The 16167-nt window shown below is 55.0% G+C and carries 14 protein-coding genes, 2 tRNA genes and 1 pseudogene; 4 read left to right on the forward strand and 13 right to left on the reverse strand.

The genetic code is table 11. The annotated features are described in order from the left end of the window. Positions 1 to 721: 721 nt before the first annotated feature. From ACZ5FM_RS04520 to ACZ5FM_RS04530, 3 genes and pseudogenes are all read right to left on the reverse strand, one after another. Positions 722 to 1114 (reverse strand): annotated as a pseudogene (locus ACZ5FM_RS04520) (flagellin N-terminal helical domain-containing protein); the annotation flags it as partial. A 472-nt stretch (positions 1115 to 1586) separates the two neighbouring features. Continuing rightward, positions 1587 to 1850, reverse strand: a complete 264-nt coding sequence (locus ACZ5FM_RS04525) for a hypothetical protein (protein WP_192487516.1) — start codon at positions 1848 to 1850, stop codon at positions 1587 to 1589. A 254-nt stretch (positions 1851 to 2104) separates the two neighbouring features. Continuing rightward, positions 2105 to 2179, reverse strand: a tRNA-Asn gene (locus tag ACZ5FM_RS04530). Positions 2180 to 2364: 185 nt separating this feature from the next. Here ACZ5FM_RS04530 and ACZ5FM_RS04535 point away from each other — a divergent pair. Further along, positions 2365 to 2679, forward strand: coding sequence for a hypothetical protein (locus ACZ5FM_RS04535; protein ID WP_250982828.1), 315 nt, complete (start codon positions 2365 to 2367; stop codon positions 2677 to 2679). On the opposite strand, the gene ACZ5FM_RS04540 is transcribed toward ACZ5FM_RS04535, so the two are convergent. Next, positions 2639 to 3286 carry an exopolysaccharide biosynthesis protein gene (locus tag ACZ5FM_RS04540; protein WP_464039828.1) on the reverse strand — a complete coding sequence of 216 codons (648 nt, stop codon included), beginning with the start codon at positions 3284 to 3286 and terminating at the stop codon, positions 2639 to 2641. The two genes, ACZ5FM_RS04535 and ACZ5FM_RS04540, sit on opposite strands and share 41 nt — an antisense overlap. 488 nt (positions 3287 to 3774) lie before the next feature. Here ACZ5FM_RS04540 and ACZ5FM_RS04545 point away from each other — a divergent pair, with 488 nt between their 5' ends. Further along, positions 3775 to 4362, forward strand: coding sequence for a YqaA family protein (locus ACZ5FM_RS04545; RefSeq protein WP_464039829.1), 588 nt, complete (start codon positions 3775 to 3777; stop codon positions 4360 to 4362). Between the two features lie 130 nt (positions 4363 to 4492). After that, positions 4493 to 4569 (forward strand) — tRNA-Pro (locus tag ACZ5FM_RS04550). A 69-nt stretch (positions 4570 to 4638) separates the two neighbouring features. Here ACZ5FM_RS04550 and ACZ5FM_RS04555 read toward each other — a convergent pair. From ACZ5FM_RS04555 to ACZ5FM_RS04595, 9 genes are all read right to left on the reverse strand, one after another. Continuing rightward, positions 4639 to 5661 carry a quaternary amine ABC transporter ATP-binding protein gene (locus tag ACZ5FM_RS04555; RefSeq protein WP_464039830.1) on the reverse strand — a complete coding sequence of 341 codons (1023 nt, stop codon included), beginning with the start codon at positions 5659 to 5661 and terminating at the stop codon, positions 4639 to 4641. Next, on the reverse strand, positions 5654 to 6541 hold the full coding sequence (locus tag ACZ5FM_RS04560) for an ABC transporter permease (RefSeq protein WP_275640895.1): 888 nt from the start codon (positions 6539 to 6541) through the stop codon (positions 5654 to 5656). The genes ACZ5FM_RS04555 and ACZ5FM_RS04560 overlap by 8 nt, the downstream gene beginning before the upstream one ends. 143 nt (positions 6542 to 6684) lie before the next feature. After that, positions 6685 to 7683 carry an ABC transporter substrate-binding protein gene (locus ACZ5FM_RS04565; RefSeq protein ID WP_250982823.1) on the reverse strand — a complete coding sequence of 333 codons (999 nt, stop codon included), beginning with the start codon at positions 7681 to 7683 and terminating at the stop codon, positions 6685 to 6687. 292 nt (positions 7684 to 7975) lie between these two features. Next, positions 7976 to 8674 carry a hypothetical protein gene (locus tag ACZ5FM_RS04570; RefSeq protein WP_464039831.1) on the reverse strand — a complete coding sequence of 233 codons (699 nt, stop codon included), beginning with the start codon at positions 8672 to 8674 and terminating at the stop codon, positions 7976 to 7978. A 133-nt stretch (positions 8675 to 8807) separates the two neighbouring features. After that, a complete protein-coding gene (locus ACZ5FM_RS04575; protein ID WP_192487523.1) occupies positions 8808 to 8957 on the reverse strand; it encodes a hypothetical protein in 150 nt (49 codons plus the stop codon). An 82-nt stretch (positions 8958 to 9039) separates the two neighbouring features. Further along, entirely contained in the window at positions 9040 to 10218 is a 1179-nt protein-coding gene (locus ACZ5FM_RS04580; protein WP_464040419.1) for an O-antigen ligase family protein, read from the reverse strand. Between the two features lie 50 nt (positions 10219 to 10268). Then, on the reverse strand, positions 10269 to 11822 hold the full coding sequence (locus ACZ5FM_RS04585) for an undecaprenyl-phosphate glucose phosphotransferase (RefSeq protein ID WP_464039832.1): 1554 nt from the start codon (positions 11820 to 11822) through the stop codon (positions 10269 to 10271). A gap of 135 nt (positions 11823 to 11957) precedes the next feature. Next, the gene (locus ACZ5FM_RS04590) at positions 11958 to 13100 is read right to left on the reverse strand and encodes a glycosyltransferase family 4 protein (protein ID WP_464039833.1); all 1143 of its coding nucleotides are present in this window, start codon (positions 13098 to 13100) and stop codon (positions 11958 to 11960) included. 17 nt (positions 13101 to 13117) lie between these two features. Continuing rightward, a complete protein-coding gene (locus tag ACZ5FM_RS04595; protein WP_464039834.1) occupies positions 13118 to 13690 on the reverse strand; it encodes a polysaccharide biosynthesis/export family protein in 573 nt (190 codons plus the stop codon). A 238-nt stretch (positions 13691 to 13928) separates the two neighbouring features. Here ACZ5FM_RS04595 and ACZ5FM_RS04600 point away from each other — a divergent pair, with 238 nt between their 5' ends. After that, positions 13929 to 16166 carry a GumC family protein gene (locus tag ACZ5FM_RS04600; RefSeq protein ID WP_464039835.1) on the forward strand — a complete coding sequence of 746 codons (2238 nt, stop codon included), beginning with the start codon at positions 13929 to 13931 and terminating at the stop codon, positions 16164 to 16166. Position 16167 lies beyond the last annotated feature (1 nt).

Here is a 16167-nt window from a genome sequence, read left to right on the forward strand (position 1 = left end):
AGAATTCGACATCGGTTTTCATTTGAAAGCTGTCGCCGAAATTGAAACCGAATTCCGCGTATTCGCCATCGGTAACACCGGTGGGGGCATTCAGACCGAATGCGTAACCACCCGCCAACGTCGACGTGACATTGCTCATTCTGACCGAAGAGCCGGGCAGACCTTCCATTTCTCCAGAAAAGAAACCGTAGGTTTGCATCACGCCACCGATATTATGAGCCTGTCCGAAGCCACTGCCGCGGCTCGGATCGGAGGGCGGAGGTGAGCTCCATGTCGCTCTTGAAATAACCACCATCCAGTCGCGGACCGTGCCGATATAACCATTGGCGCCTGCACCCAATGCGTCATTGACGGTGCTTCGGTCTATTGTCAGCGTATAGGTCGTTCCGGCTCCAAGCGTGCTGCCATCTGCCGTGTAATCGAATGTTATGACGTCTGCGGCACCAAAGGTGGCGCTGTGCGGAAAGTTGAAATATTGCCAGCCGGACATTTCATAGCTTTCCCAGTCCACATTGCGCAGACCGCCGATATCCCCAATGGCGCGCGAGTCGACTTGCAGCAAGCCGTCACCAGTCGTGTTGAACAAGGTGAGTTTGGACACGTCGACATCGGTTGTTTTTACGCTGACGCCGCCATTGCTGTTTCGGACAAAGGACGAAACAACGGAGTCCATTGACTGGGCTTTGTCAAAGATGTCGTCGAAATCCGTATTCAGCCAGTTTTGGCCGCTGAAGCTCGCCGATTCGGAGACGCTTTTGGCCTGATCGATAAGCTGCGCCAGCTCTTCCTGAACCTTGGTTCGGTCGACGCTGTCTTCTTTTGCCGTGACGAGTTTTGCCTTGAACTGTTTGAGAATGTCGACGGTCGATTCCAGACCCTCATAGGCCGTATCAACCTTGGCTGCCCCAAGGTTCAACGCATCGGTCACGGCGTCAATGGCCATGGTGTCGGAACGCATGGTGGTGGAAATGGACCAGTAAGCCGCATTGTCTGCTGCTGTCTGTACACGAAGGCCGGAACTGACTTGATTTTGCGTTCGGTCCAGATTGGAGCCGATCGTACGCAGGGTCTGAAGCGCAGAAGTCGCTCCAGCGTTCGTGAGAATGCTGGTCATATGTATGCTCTGTTGGGGAATTCAGACGCTCATCATGAGCATGAAAATATAGCCCACATAGAGCCCCAGTTATGGTTAATAGATGGTTTATTACAATTGTCAGAAATAACGATCTGCCGATTTTTCGCGATGGAAAAACAAGGGATTATCGACTGTACGGAGAGTCGCGGGCAGAACGCTGCACTGTCATCTAAAAAATGAAAACAGCAGGAACCAATCAGCACTTACATCGTTATGTCATCGAGCTACGCTAATGGTAGTACCAGTTGACGTCTTTGACCGCGGATGTACCGGCACTGACAGGATCAACGGACGAGAAGGTCGGCACTCCGTGTCCGGCCTTTTTTGTTGGCTTTGCAAGTATGCTTGTTTTCGCCAGGGATCGGGCAGGGCAAGCCCGACCGGGAATATTGGCTGGAGGTGGCATCAGGCGGAGATCTCCGCCTGCAAGCACGAAACAGCCTATAGGGGCTTAGTGAACAGACGGCTCTTCTTCGCCATCCAGGAAGCTGCGAATGCCATCCTTTTCACAGGTCGCCAAAAACTCTTCCCAGGCGTCCTTGTCGGTCGCAAACGGCTCGTCCCAGGTCGTGACGTCGTCCTGTTCGCTGATGACCTCGAGTGTCCAGTCCCCCTGTGTTCCTTCAGGGCGGAAGATATCGACTAGGACGGTGATGCCGTCGTCTTCAAACTCACCGGCAAACTCGGAGTGTTCCATTTTTTGTTTTTTTGTCATTCCGCGATTCTCCGCTTCTGATGTGATGAACCCGTCACTCGGGCCGCTTGCCGCGTCTTACGCTCTGTCGTTGCTGTTTAGCCAGCCAGCGACTCAAACGCAAAAATCGCCTGCCGATAATAATGACAAAGCGTGTCAGTTACCGTTGCAGGATTTTCACAAAAGGAAAATAAGTTTTCCAGAATGCGGATATGAAGGTGAGGTAGTTTTCAGCGATATTGTGTTCTATAAAGAACAACCATTTAAGAGATAAATGGCTCCCCGGGCCGGATTCGAACCGGCGACCTGTCGATTAACAGTCGAATGCTCTACCGCTGAGCTACCAGGGAATGTCCACCGCTTGTCGTGGTGTGAGCGGGGTAATACAAATGCTTTTCCCATTTGCCAAGTGCTTTTTTCAAAAAAAATGCATTCGTCTTGTTTTATTCACAAAAGGTCCCATTTTGCAGGGGATGTTGAGCGAAAATAATTTTGGATGTTTTGGCCAAATGAGGCTGAGAGAAGTGATACGTCGATGAAATTTGGAATCGATTCCAGAAATGGCAAACTGAATCTCGGAAAAATCAGCATCTCAATGCCAAGATCCCGTTATGGGCGCATCACGGCGGGCTCTCTGCTCATCGTCGGCGGTGTGTTGGGTTTTTTGCCAATATTGGGATTTTGGATGTTGCCGCTTGGCGTAATCGTGTTGTCGCATGATTTGCACATCGTGCGCAGAGGCAGGCGCCGCGTCACCATATGGTGGGCGCGGCGCAAAGGTTCACCAGTGCCTGTAAAAGATCTGCAGCCTATTCAGCCAAAAGACCACCAAGCCCCTGGCCAGCAATAAACGCCAGATAAGCGAGAATCGAAAAATAGACGACGGTCAGCACGAGGAAGGCATAACCGCCGACCACGAAGAATCCGTCACGCTGGATCATGCCCGCCGAAAACAGCAGGATCGCCACAGCTGGCAGTGTATTGGAGAATGGAATGAGGCCGAGCGGCAACATCAGCAGAATGCCGGCCGCCATGATGGCAAGACCATTGATGCGGTTGGCAAACAGGCTGCCGGTTAGGGCAGGTAGGCGAGGGCGGATATAATTATCCAGCTTCGAGACGATTGAAACTCCCTTTTCCAGCGCAGGCAGCAGTTTTGACGTCTGCATCTGCTTGTCCAGAATGCGGGCAGGCAGCCAGGGCATGCGATTGAGTGTGATGGCAACGCTGATCATGATGATTGCCGCACCAAACACGGTGCTGACGCCCGGGATGGATACCGGAATGAGAAACGGCAGCGACGCAATGGCGCAAACCAGCAGCAATCCCTGTTCGCCGATAGAAGCCATCAATTCTCTGAGCGTAATCGTCTGGCCATCGAGTTTGCCGATCAGTTTTCTAAGCGTTGCGCTCAACTTTTCGGACGTATCGGTGAAGGTGAAATCGTTTGCCGTCATGTTTTATCCCGTAAATTAAAATCAGGGATTGATAACAGGTATGGCACGAATTGCCTATGAGAAAGCAGGCGCAACAAAGCGCCTGCCATTCACATGGCCGCGATTTCACCGGATGTCTGCCTCAAACTGTTCGCGATTTAATGCGAAACCCATTTTGTATAGGCGCCCGCTACCAATACGATCATCAGCACGCCAATGATGAATGGATTAAGCGATGTGAACAGACCTAAGATGTCCATGACATTTCCTCCTCAGTTCTCCCACTGACAACTATATGACAGTTTTGAAATATATGCTAGAAAAACAAGGTTTTGGTTGCGATGCAGCATTGACTTTTCTAAAAGGTTCGCAGTTTTGCGCTTGCGTATGTCTGGATGCGTAAAGGGACCTGCGCTAAATGGCGCATGGTATGACGAATGAATATTTGAGTGTTTTGGGCCGGCGAAAACGCCCGGTTTCATCTTTTGATTTTCAGGAAGGTTTGGAAAATGCTGCGTGGTTTGTATGACTGGACCATGGCGCTTGCGCGTCGCAAGACCGCCGTATGGTGGCTGGCAATCGTCGCCTTCGTGGAAAGCTCAGTGTTTCTGGTTCCCGCCGACGTGCTGTTCCTGCCAATGGTTCTGGCAAAGCCACACCGCGCCATGCACTACGCATTTGTGGCCACGCTGTTTTCGGTGCTCGGTGGTATCGCAGGGTGGTTTCTTGGCCATTACGCCTTTGAAAGCATCGCCCGTCCGGTGCTGGAGTTTTACGGTAAACTGCATGCATTTGAAGAGCTGCAGGCGACCGTCAACTACGAAACCATTGTACTGTTGCTGATCACATCCGGTCTGGCGCATCTGCCGCCAATCAAGGTCGTGACGATCCTGTCGGGTGCTGCCAATATCAGCCTTAGCCTGTTTATCATCTCTGCGGTCATCACCCGTGGCGCACGCTTCTTCATTCTGGCCGGTCTGCTGCGGAAATATGGCGAGGACATCCGCCACTTCATCGAAAAGCGCCTTGGCCTGATCAGCGCTGTGGCTGCAGCCGCACTGATTGCCATTTATGCGGCTTACGTTTTTCTGAAGTGAAAATGCGTTAGCGTTGATTCAGCTGCACTAGGTGCGGCTGAATCAATCGGCTATTTATGTTTCAAAATCGATTTTAAGCTTGCATCGGTATTTTAAAAAGATTAATCGAACCAAGCCTTTTTAGGCGGATCGGAGCGTAGCGCAGCTCGGTAGCGCACTTGCCTGGGGGGCAAGGGGTCGCAGGTTCAAATCCTGTCGCTCCGACCATTTATTTCAATCACACCCCCATTTGTGATTGAGCATGAATCTCCTTGATCAACGCAAAATGTTGGGGTTTCACCCATTCCCCACCATGCAATCGACCAGTTTTTCTTTGGAGACACTGCCGACAGGGCGTCCCTGCGAGCAGACGATATTGACGACCGATGCGCCGGCCTTGGTCAGTTCGCGCAGCGACTGTTCAACAGTCACATCTTCCGAGAGTTGCAGGGAAGGGCCGACAGACCTGGTCTGCTCGGCAACCGCGCTCAGGCGGATCACGCGCCCACGGTTCACCTCCTTGACGAAGGATTCAATATAGGCGTCGGCCGGGTTGAGCACGATGTCTGCCGGCGTACCCTGTTGAATAACCTCGCCGTCACGCAGGATGGCAATCTTGTCGCCCAGTCGAAGTGCCTCATCCAGATCATGGGTGATAAAGACGACAGTCTTTTTGAGTTCCTTTTGCAGTTCCAGCAGCACGCCCTGCATGTCGACGCGGATCAGCGGATCAAGCGCTGAATAGGCTTCGTCCATCAACAGGATTTCAGCATTGTGGGTCAGCGCGCGGGCAAGACCGACACGTTGTTGCATGCCACCGGACAGCTGATTGGGGTAGTGGTTGGCAAAACCATCAAGTCCCACACGCTTGATCCAGATCTGTGCGCGTTCTTCGCGCTCTTCTTTTGCCGTCCCCTGAATTTCAAGGCCGTAGACAGTGTTCTGCAACACGTTACGGTGGGGCAGAAGGGCAAACTTCTGGAACACCATTGCCGTCTTGTGACGACGAAACTCCCGCAATTCGTCCTGGCTCATGCGACAGACATCATCGCCGCCATACAGAACTTCGCCAGCGGTTGGTTCGATAAGGCGGTTGATGTGACGGATGAGCGTTGATTTGCCAGAGCCGGACAGGCCCATGATCACGGTAATGCCGCCGCCGGGAATGGTGATGTTGATGTCGCGCAAACCCAGGACATGGCCATGTTTCTGGTTCAGTTCGGTTTTTGTCATGCCATTGGCGACTGATTCAACAAAGTTTGCAGGCCGGGGTCCGAAAATCTTGTAAAGGTTCCGGATCTCAATCGATTGACTAGTCATGCGTAATTTCCCGGTGCTTTTGCAGGCGCAGGCCATAGGCTTGGCTGATACGGTCAAAAATGATGGCGATGCCAACAATGGCCAGCCCGTTAAAAATGCCGAGGGTAAAATACTGGTTGGCAATGGCTTTCAGCACCGGTTGCCCCAGACCCTGCACGCCAATCATCGAGGCAATCACCACCATGGCCAGTGCCATCATGATGGTCTGGTTTATGCCGGCCATGATGGTGGGCAGGGCAAGCGGCAGCTGCACGTTCTTCAGCTTCTGCCAGCCGGATGACCCAAAGGCGTCTGCGGCCTCCAGCACGTCACGGTCAACCATGCGGATGCCAAGATTGGTCAGGCGGATCATGGGCGGAATGGCGTAGATGACAACCGCAATCACCCCGGGCACACGCCCGATGCCAAGCAACATCACCACCGGGATGAGGTAGACGAAACTCGGCATGGTCTGCATGACGTCGAGCACGGGATTAACGACATTCTGCAGCCGGTTTGAACGCGACATGGCAATGCCGATCGGCAGGCCGATCAGGATCGACACCACAGTACAGACAAGGATCATCGACACCGTCTTCATGGTATCGGCCCACATGTCGAAATAACCGATGAGGAAGAGGGTGAACACGCAGCCGATGACGATGGGCAGACTGCGGCTGGCAAGCCAGGCAATGGCGGCGATAACCACAATGATAATCGGCCATGGTGTGCCGGTCAGCAGCCGCTCTGACCAGATCAGGAAACTTTGCAGGGGACTGAACAGCGCTTCAATGTCGCTGCCATACGCCCGCGTAAATCCGCGAAATCCTTCGTCGATGCTTTTTTTGACACCGCGAAGGGTTTCGGCATCCATTGTCGGAAACTTCCAGAACCAATCCATATGAACGTCCCCATGACGATAAGGGCGATGAGAGCCAGGTTGGATCCCCCTTTTATTGCGGGTGTGTCTCCAGTCCTGGCCGCCTCGGTGTTGGAAATGCCGGTGCCTCAGGTCACCTGCGGTTTCCTATGGCCTTTAAAAAATCAGAGCGATGCCTTGATCTTTTCTGCCACGTCAGGGGAAACCCATGCCGTCCACAGAGCTTCGTTATTTTTCAGGAAGTATTTGGCACCTTCTTCACCGGTTGCCTGGTTGTCGCTCATCCACGCAATCAGCTTGTTGACAGTGTCGTTGGTCCAAGCGCGTTTGTTGAGGTAATCCATGACCGGACCGGCGCGGTCGGCAAAGCTCTTGGCAACAACGGTTTCAACCGTGTCTGTCTGCCAGGCATTCAGCTTCGGATCGGCGCAATCGGCAACCGATGTGCAGCGTTTCCATTCGGCGGCGTCATAGGTGGTGTCGAAGTCGAGTTTGACCATCTCGTATTTGCCGAGCAGGGCTGTTGGTGCCCAGTAATAAGCGGCCACTGGCTGTTTGGCCTCATAGGCCTTGGCAATGGCGCCATCGAGGCCGGCAGCCGATCCGGTGTCGACCAGCGTAAATCCGGCCTTTTCGCCGTCATAAGCTTTAAACAGCTGGGCTGTCACCACAGTGCCACCCCAACCCTGCGGACCGTTGTAGACGGCGCCCTTGCTGCTGTCTTCCGGTGCCGGGAAAAGCTGTGGGTTTTTGAACAGGTCACCCACGGTCTTTATGGTCGGGTTAGCTTCGGCCACGTATTTCGGGATCCACCAGCCCTGTACCGCACCATCAGAGAGAATTTTGGCGGCGCTGACGAATTTCCCTTCGGAGATGCCACGGTTTACTATTTCCGGCTGCAGGCTGACCCATGCCTCGGGCGCAATGTCTGGCTGGCCCTTTTCAGCCATTGAGGTGAGTGTCGGCACGGTGTCACCAGCAACCAGTTCTGCCGTACAGCCGTAACCGGCTTCGAGAATGAGTTTATCGACATTGGCGGCCACTTCAGCGGACTGCCAGTTCATGTTGGCAATGGTAACTGTGCCGCAATCTGCTGCGGAGGCCGTTGTTGCAAGACCGGCAAGGCTTGCGGCAAGAACGGTGGAGGCCAAAAGCATTTTCATTTTTTTTGTTCCCTCTGGTCGCGGTGTTACGTGAACCCGGGCGTCTGCGGCACCGCGTCCACAGACGTGCCTATTGAGCCTTCATTTACCAAGAGGGGGCATTCCGATTGCGTCAGATCATGCCGCATTGATGTATATTTTCAATTTTTTTGAAGTTGCAAAAACGCAAAAGCCCGGAAAACAGCTAAGCTTTCCGGGCATTCTTTTGGTTGCGGAACAGGCTGTCCGCTTGCTGGAGTTGGTGTCGCAACACGCCGAGGGGAGGCGTGTATATGGCGCCGATATTCAGCTGTTAATTCGTGTCGCTGGATCCTGAAGACGAAACTGTCTTGTCTGTCCCGCTTGCCGGCGTGTTAGCGTTGGCGGCTGGCCATGACAGGTAATAATATTTGCTGCCGACAGTGCCGAAATAGGCGTTCTCGCCAGTGGTCTTGTCGATATAGCTGCCGTCGCTGGATTTGGCGTAAGAGACATCCTCGCCGCGTTTAAGGCGCTCTTTCAGGAAGTCACTCCAGTTGTTGGTGGCAATGGTGGTTGCCGCGCCTGAGGTGGTGTCCTTGTGCTTTTCATCATCAACATCCCAGGCGGCAATCTTCTGGCCGCTGACCGGGTCGGTCACCGTTAGTGTGCCAGCCTTCAGGGCGGCGAGCATCGCATCTGCCTGCTTCTTGCCCGCGGCAGTGTCGGCCATCTCCTCAAGGCTGTCTTTCAGACTGCGCATGAAGGACGCGGTCGTTACGTCCGCCGAGACGGTTGTTGTTGTGGTGCTCGGCGTCGTGTTGACGGTTGAGTCGGGGTTTTTGGTGGCCAGTGTCGTCAGCAGCCGCGTCAACGTGTCGTTGGAGGAGCTGGTCGACGTGTCCAGGCCATATTGCTGCAAAAGCGAGCTGGATGCGGAGCTGGTCGAGGTTGTCGTTTCCTCCTGCTCCTTCAGGGCTTTAAGGGCGATTTGCGTCGTCATCAGCCGGATGGATTGAATCGAAGAAACCATGAACTGCGCCTGTATGCTTCGCGGAAATGGCTTCCGCGCGGTTATCGGACAAGCGATAGCGTTCTATCGCCTGTCCTCAAACTATTGCTACATGCATGCGCGAGGCTTGAGTGGAGGCAAGCCTCAGGTAAAATCAGTTTTCTTGAATTTTTACGCCGTTTGGACCGATCTGCATCTCAATGCCTGCAGGCTTGCTTTCCTGATGCCAAACATAGGCACCAAGACCTGCAGCGAGGATCACCAGTGCGCCGATGATGAAATAAAGATTGTTGGTTCTCGTCATTCATGTCTCCCGTCATATTTTCGGGAGTGAAATGCGCAGGAATGCCAACGGGTTCCATCAGCAACACCATGTCAGCGAAAAATTATTGCCGCTGCTGACGCTGCCATTTCAGTTCCAGCGCTATGCAGCCCCAGATGACGCCGAGCAAGAGGAAAAAATGCCGCCAGTGGTCGGTGTCGATGACATTGCCAATAATCAGATGGCCGACAAAACTGACCCAGGCAATCATCAGGAAAGGTTGCCATGGACGATCCCGCAGCAGGTATCTGAAACCTTCCGCCACCGTCCAGCACATCAGGGAGACATAACTGACAAAACCGAGCCAGCCGTGAGTCGTCAGGCTTTTCAGCCAGATATTATGCTCCGCTTCCGGGAAGATGGTGGCAAACACCATGGGACCGATCCCGAGCGGATTTTCCATGGCCATCATGAAGCCAATGCGATGTCGCGCAAATCGCCCGAGATGACCGCCATCATAATCCTGCACGGCCTTTGTTCGGCTCAGGAACAGGTTGGACACCTGTTCGAACTGCAAGGCGACCATCAATGCGATAACCAGAAACACCACGGCCAGCAGTGTCAGTACCAGTATTTTAAGCCTAAAGGCGTTGGAACGCTCTTTCAGCAACATCAGCAGAACGAGCATGACGGTTGCGATAAGAAACAGGCCCCAGGCCGCACGGGAAAACGACAGGAAAATACCAAGCGCCATAATGAGCAGACCGAGGATCTTAAGCGGCATGCTGCTGACCCGCCCGGTCAACAGACCATAAACCAGAAACAGCGACGGCGTGACGAGAAACGGGCCAAAGACGTTCGGGTCCTGGAATGCGCCCTTGGCACGGTCATAGAGCGTGAACACCTGAAAGCCGGAAATGGCATTGAAGTAACCGAGAATGCCCAGCATCGAGGTGATCAGAGCGGCAAAAACCCAGGCTTTAAAAATCAGCGATAGCCGCCGGTGATCATCTTCGGTGACAGCAGCGTAAAAAACTGATGTCAGCGCCAGAAAGGTCGAGACGGCGAGATACATCGGCCCTTCGCCGAGATCCGACATGACCAGCAGAGAGAGAAAACCACCGGCATTGAACACCAGCAGAAAAGCCAACAGCACGATGACGCGTTTGGACAGGCGAAGCCCGAGCAGGAACCAGATGGCGACCTGCGCCACCATCATCAGCTCGTAAGGTGCCGGTTCGGAAATAACAAAACCGGACAGGAACACGCCAAAGGCAAGCGCAAACGCGCCAATCATCCGCATGGCGGCTAATGGCGCGTTGAAACCGGGCGTATCTGTCAGGCTGACGTTGCTCAATAGGCGTTTTCCGATTTGAGCAGCCTGATCGGTGTCAGGAACAGGATCTTGAGATCGAACATCAATGACCAGTTTTCGATGTAATGCAGATCGAAAGCGGTGCGGAACTTGATCTTGTCGCTGTTGTCGATCTCGCCGCGCCAACCATTGATCTGCGCCCATCCGGTCACGCCGGGTTTGACCTTATGGCGGGCAAAATAATGCTCAACCACATCGGCATATTTCAGGTCACCAGTCTGGGCCATGACCGCATGCGGGCGAGGGCCAACCAGGGACAGGCTGCCATTCAGCACGTTGAACAGCTGCGGCAACTCGTCAATCGAGGATTTGCGCAGGAAACGGCCGACAGGCGTTACGCGTGGGTCGTTCTTGGTCACTGCCTTTTTGGCTGTCGGGTCGCTTAGCTCGGTATACATCGAGCGAAATTTCCAGACATTGATCGTCTCATTGTTAAAGCCGTGGCGTTTCTGCTTGAAGAAAACCGGACCCTTTGAAGTTGTTTTCACGGCAATGGCCGCGCCAATCATCACCGGCCACAACAACAGCAGGGCCACCACGGTGAAGAACAGGTCAAAGATGCGCTTGGCAACCGAGTCCCAGTCTCGGATCGGTTTGTCGAACACATCCAGCATCGGCACATTGCCGACATGCGAATAGGAGCGCGGGCGGAAACGCAGTTTGTTGGCGTGTGCGGCGATACGAATATCGACGGGCAGGATCCAGACCTGCTTCAACAGGGCAAGAATACGTCCCTCGGCCGAAATCGGCAGCGAGATGATCAGCATGTCGAGTTTGGTCAGGCGTGCAAATTCCACCAGTTCGGCGAAGGTACCAAGCTTTGGATAACCGGCAACGATATCAGGCGAACGATCGCCGGTGCGGTCGTCGAAGATACCGCAGATACGGATATCATTGTCCGGCTGCTCTTCCAGCGAGCGGATAAGGTTCTTGGCTGCATCGCCACCACCGACGATAACCGCACGACGCTCCATGACGCCATTACGGCCCCAGTGGCGGATTGCGACGCCGGTAAGGATGCGTTCCAACGCAAGAAAGGCAGCACCGGCCACAAACCACATGGCAGTTGTCAGCCACGAACTGCCACCGGTAGGATGGAAGGCGAGAAGAAGAAACACAGTCAGCGCAAAACCGGCGGTATAGGCCATCAGAATACGCGGCATCTTGGCCATAGGCGTGCGCAGCGACGGCAACTGGTAAAGATCAAGGGCATAAAGCATCAGGCCGGTCAGACCTGCACCCGCCACCATTATCGCAAACAGGCCAAGCAGGCTGCCAACCGTGTGTTCCGATGCCAGCATGCTGACGATGCAGCCAAGGATCACCAGTCCGGCAAACTCCAGCAATTGCAGCTGGCCGATAATGATGTTGGGGGAGTGATTGCCCGTACGCAGCTGATTGGCGACCTGTCGTGCCAACGGGTTGAGCGACACTGGTGGGCTGTCTCCATCACCAGCTGAATGACCGGCAATCTCGGACACCTTTCGGCGCAGTTCATTGATATCGAGTTGCTGGTTTTGGACGTTGCTCATGGACGCATTCCGTTTTGCATTTTGGCGCAACCATAGCGGCAACATGCTAAGAAACGTTTATGGCGACAACCAAGTCTTTAGACAGTCGTACCGTGCTGATACGACCTGCAAACGGATGGTTAGTCTTGCATCCCGTCAGGTGCGGGGCAGTAATTCCCGGTAAAGGGCAAGAATTTGTCCGGCCATTACGGGTGTGGAAAACCGCTGCCGGAATTCGGTTGTATCAGGCAAGGCTTGCTGTCGCCACTCAGGGACTTGCAAGCTGCGAACCATGGTCTGCGCCAGGCTTGTTGCATCGCCAGCCGTGACCAGCGCCGGGCTCTGTTCGCCCAATATCTCGGAAATGCCACCAACCCGTGAGGCAATCACCGGTTTGCCGGCCGCCAGTGCTTCCAGAATGATGTAGGGCAGGGATTCTGCCCGTGAGGGGACAACGACCGTATCCGCCAAAGCAAATGCCTTGCGGGCCGGCATGGAGGGATGCATGGCGAGCCGGTCCGACAGGCCAGCCGCCGCAATTGCGTCGCGGTACTTGTCACGCTCCGGGCCATCGCCAACGATCACGCCGGTCAGGGTTTGCCCGGACAGTTTCTCAGCTTGGGTAAAGGCATCAATGAACACGTCGGGACCTTTGAGGTCGCGCAACATGCCGATGTAGAGAAAATGGCTGGCATTTGCATTGAGCGGAACCGGCGCAAATTCGCTTTCCTGCACGCCATTATAGATCATCCGCGCTTGCGTGTGCGGTTTGCCGACCTTTTGTGTATAGGCGCTCTGCTCGTAATGGCAGACGAAACACAGCGCATCCGTAAACCGCTCTAAAAGGCGCTCCACATTAAAGAACACCTGACCGCGCAGGGATTTGCGGTCATAGTGCAGGCTGCCCCCATGGGGCGAATAGAGGCGGGCTACGCGATACCTGTTCACCCGCAGAGCTGAGCCGATGAGACGGGCGAGAACGCCGCCTTTGGCGCTATGGCCATGGATTACATCTGGCTGCAAACTTTTGATATGTTGATAGGCTTTCCAAAGAGCGCCCAGGTCGGATGGGCCGACCGAACGTCCAATGGGCAAACGGATAAGCCCCAGCGACAGCATGGGCTTGATCTGTTCAAACAGTTTTTCCTCGTGCTCGCCACCGGTTGAACTGTCGCACAGAATGCCAACCTCATGTCCCAGCTTTACATGCTCTTCCACAAGGTCACGAACGTGGCGAAATACACCACCGACCGGTGAGCGAAAGCAATGCAGGATGCGGAGAGGTTTTTCTGTGGTCATGTTACCGTTACTGGCAATCAGAAGAAGCGTTCACGGACATACACAGTGTCACCAGAGAGGATTGGTCCCGAGATATTGATGCGACCCGTCACGATCTCCCCGTTGATCTTGCGGGTTACATCCACGTCGCGCTGGTTGGCGCGGGTGGAGAAACCGCCGGCAATAGCGATAGCATTTTGCACGGTCATGCCAGGCACATAGGAATATTGCCCCGGACGACCGACTTCACCCATTATGAAGATTGCCCGGTAACGGTCGATTTCGATCGTCACATCCGGGTCACGCAGATAGCCCTGTCGCAGTTTCTGGGCGATGGCCCCTTCAAGCTGCGGCAATGTCTGGCCACGGGCAGGGACCGGGCCAATAAGAGGGAAGGCGATGTAACCAGCCTGATCTACCGTATAGCTGTTGCTCAGACCGGTCTGCTCGAAAACGGTAATCCGCAGTCTGTCGCCGCTATCCAGCCGGTAGGGTTGGATGGTCGCTTCGTGAAAGGCTTTCGGAGCGGGCTGATACGCCGAACAGCCGGACAGTGCCGCAGCAAAGGCGGTCACAACGATAATGGCGGTACGGTTCAGGGCGCAGGACATTCGCGCTTGGGCTCCACAAAGCGGCAATTAAAGATGTTATCGATCTGTTAGGGTTAACGCCGAGTAAATGACGCGAAAAAAGTATGAAACTGCGCCTTTGAGATCGCGAAGGTCGGTTAACGGTTGGGTTACCATAAAGTCCTAAAATTACGGCAACAGGAATGTAATGGACGGGCGCGCGCGTCGTGCAGCCGCTTTGTCCAGCCTGCCCTTGAGGGGTCACGATGCAGGAGTTCGCATGTCAGCGACAGGCCGTAATGATAAAGACGTGGATATCGACCTGGCGCGGCTGGTGCTTGCCATCTGGGAGAGGCGGGGAAAAATTGCAGCCGTGACATTGATCGCTGGCGGCGTGGCTTTTGCTGCGTCCAGTGTCATGTCGCCGGTCTATCGCAGCGAGGCCCGTGTCCTCATCGAAACCCGTGCAGCATCGTTCGGCAATGCAGACCCGAACGGTACTGGCTCCCAGCAGGTGCTGGACGATCTGAATATCTCCAGCCAGACGCAGTTGCTGCAATCGGTCGACCTGATCAAGCAGGTTGCCCGCAACATGAAGCTTTACGAGCTGCCTGAATTCGACCCTGGTGCCAGCCCGTCAATGGTGTCGCGCCTGCTGGTCATGATCGGCATGAAAAAGAACCCGCTGGAAGTGGCCCCGGAAGAACGGGTCATTTCCGCTTTCCGGGAAAAGCTGCAGGTTTATCGCGCTGAGACGTCGCGCGTTATCGCCGTGGAGTTTTCCTCCAAGGACCCGGTGCTGGCCGCTGCCATTCCCAACGAAATTCTCAAAGTCTACCAATCGCTGCAGACCGACGCCAAACTCGATGCAAATTCCGAAGCCGCACGCTGGCTTGAGCCGGAAATTGCCAGCCTGCGCGAAAAGGTACGCGAAGCCGACAAGAAGGTGGCGGATTACCGTGCCTCTTCCGATTTGCTGACCGTCGGTGAAAACACCACCTTTGCAACACGTCAGCTCGGTGACATATCGACCGAACTGGCACGTGTTCGCGGCGAAAAGGCCAATGCCGAAGCGCGTGCTGAAAATGTGCGCAATGCGCTGTCCTCCGGCCGCCCGACCGACACGCTGCCTGACATTATCGGTTCGCAGATGATCCAGCGTCTCAAGGAAACCGAATCCGGTATCCAGTCGCAGATCTCCGATCTATCGACCACCATGCTCGACGGTCATCCGCGCATCAAGGCACTGCGCGCGCAGCTTGGCGGCATCCGCAGCCAGATTGAAACCGAAACCCGCAAGGTCTTGGCAAGTCTGGAAAATGAAGCGAATGTATCCCGCCTGCGGGAGCGCCAACTGGTGCAGCAGCTCAATACGCTAAAGGCAGACGGTGCACGTGCTGGTGAAGATTCTGTTGGCCTCAATGACCTCGAGCGTGATGCGACGGCACAGCGCCAGTTGCTTGAAACCTATCTGGCCCGTTACCGTGAGGCGACCTCGCGTACTACCAGCACAGATTCCAGCCCGGCTGATGCCCGCGTCATCTCTGCTGCCATCGAGCCGCGCGAACCGTATTTCCCCAAGGTTGGACCGATTGTCATCGTTGTCTCGCTCGTTGCCTTGCTGTTGTCCTGCGTTGTCGTGATGTTGATCGAGTTGTTCACCGGACGTGCCTTGCGGCCGGTCGGTGCATCCAGGCAAGAAGAACTGGAAACGGAGGCCACCGTCGTTGAGGCTGTTTCCGTACCGGTTGCCGTCGTGGACGTGCCTGCCGACCGCATCCAGGTGGCAAGTGATGAGGCGTTGGCCGCAGAAATGGAAGAAACACTCGACCTGACTGAGACGCCGGAAACGCTCGAAGCGCTTGAGGCGAACGAGGTGGATAATGACGCGGTCGAGGAGGCCGAGCAGTCTGGTCTTGAAACATTCTCCATCGCAATGGTCGCTGAATATCTCGCCATGAAGGGCGTCGGCCCGGTTGCAACCGTCGTATCGCCGGCTGGCGATGCCGGCTCCACTGCAACCGTTATGCTGGCGCGCGCCGTGTCGGAAAGCGGCAGAACGGTGGTGCTGGTCGACATGACGGCGTCGGCTTGTCCGACCCGCCTGATGGCACCGTCCTCCAATCTGCCTGGCATTACCGATCTGCTGGCTGGTGAAGTCAATTTTGCCGAAACCATTCACAATGACCGCCTGTCAAGCGCGCATATCGTGCCGCAGGGCAAGACGCCGGCGCATGAGGCCATGCGGGTCATCGACCGTCTGACAATGGTGGTAAGTGCTTTGGCTGACGTATACGACACGGTGCTGATCGAATGCGGTGCGGTTGATGTGGTGCGGGCGGCTGGAATTCTGAAAAACCTCTCCACCGACATCATCGTTTCGGCACCACAGCCGGACGAGGGAAGCCTGTCGGGCGTCATGCAGACCTTGGCTGATGATGGCCATTCCCGCGTGCTGATCATGTCCGGCATGAACAGCCAGCGTCATCCGCAGGATGGCAGCCGCACGGCGGCGTGAT

The sequence above is a fragment of the Agrobacterium sp. 5Ca50 genome, from assembly GCF_055381905.1.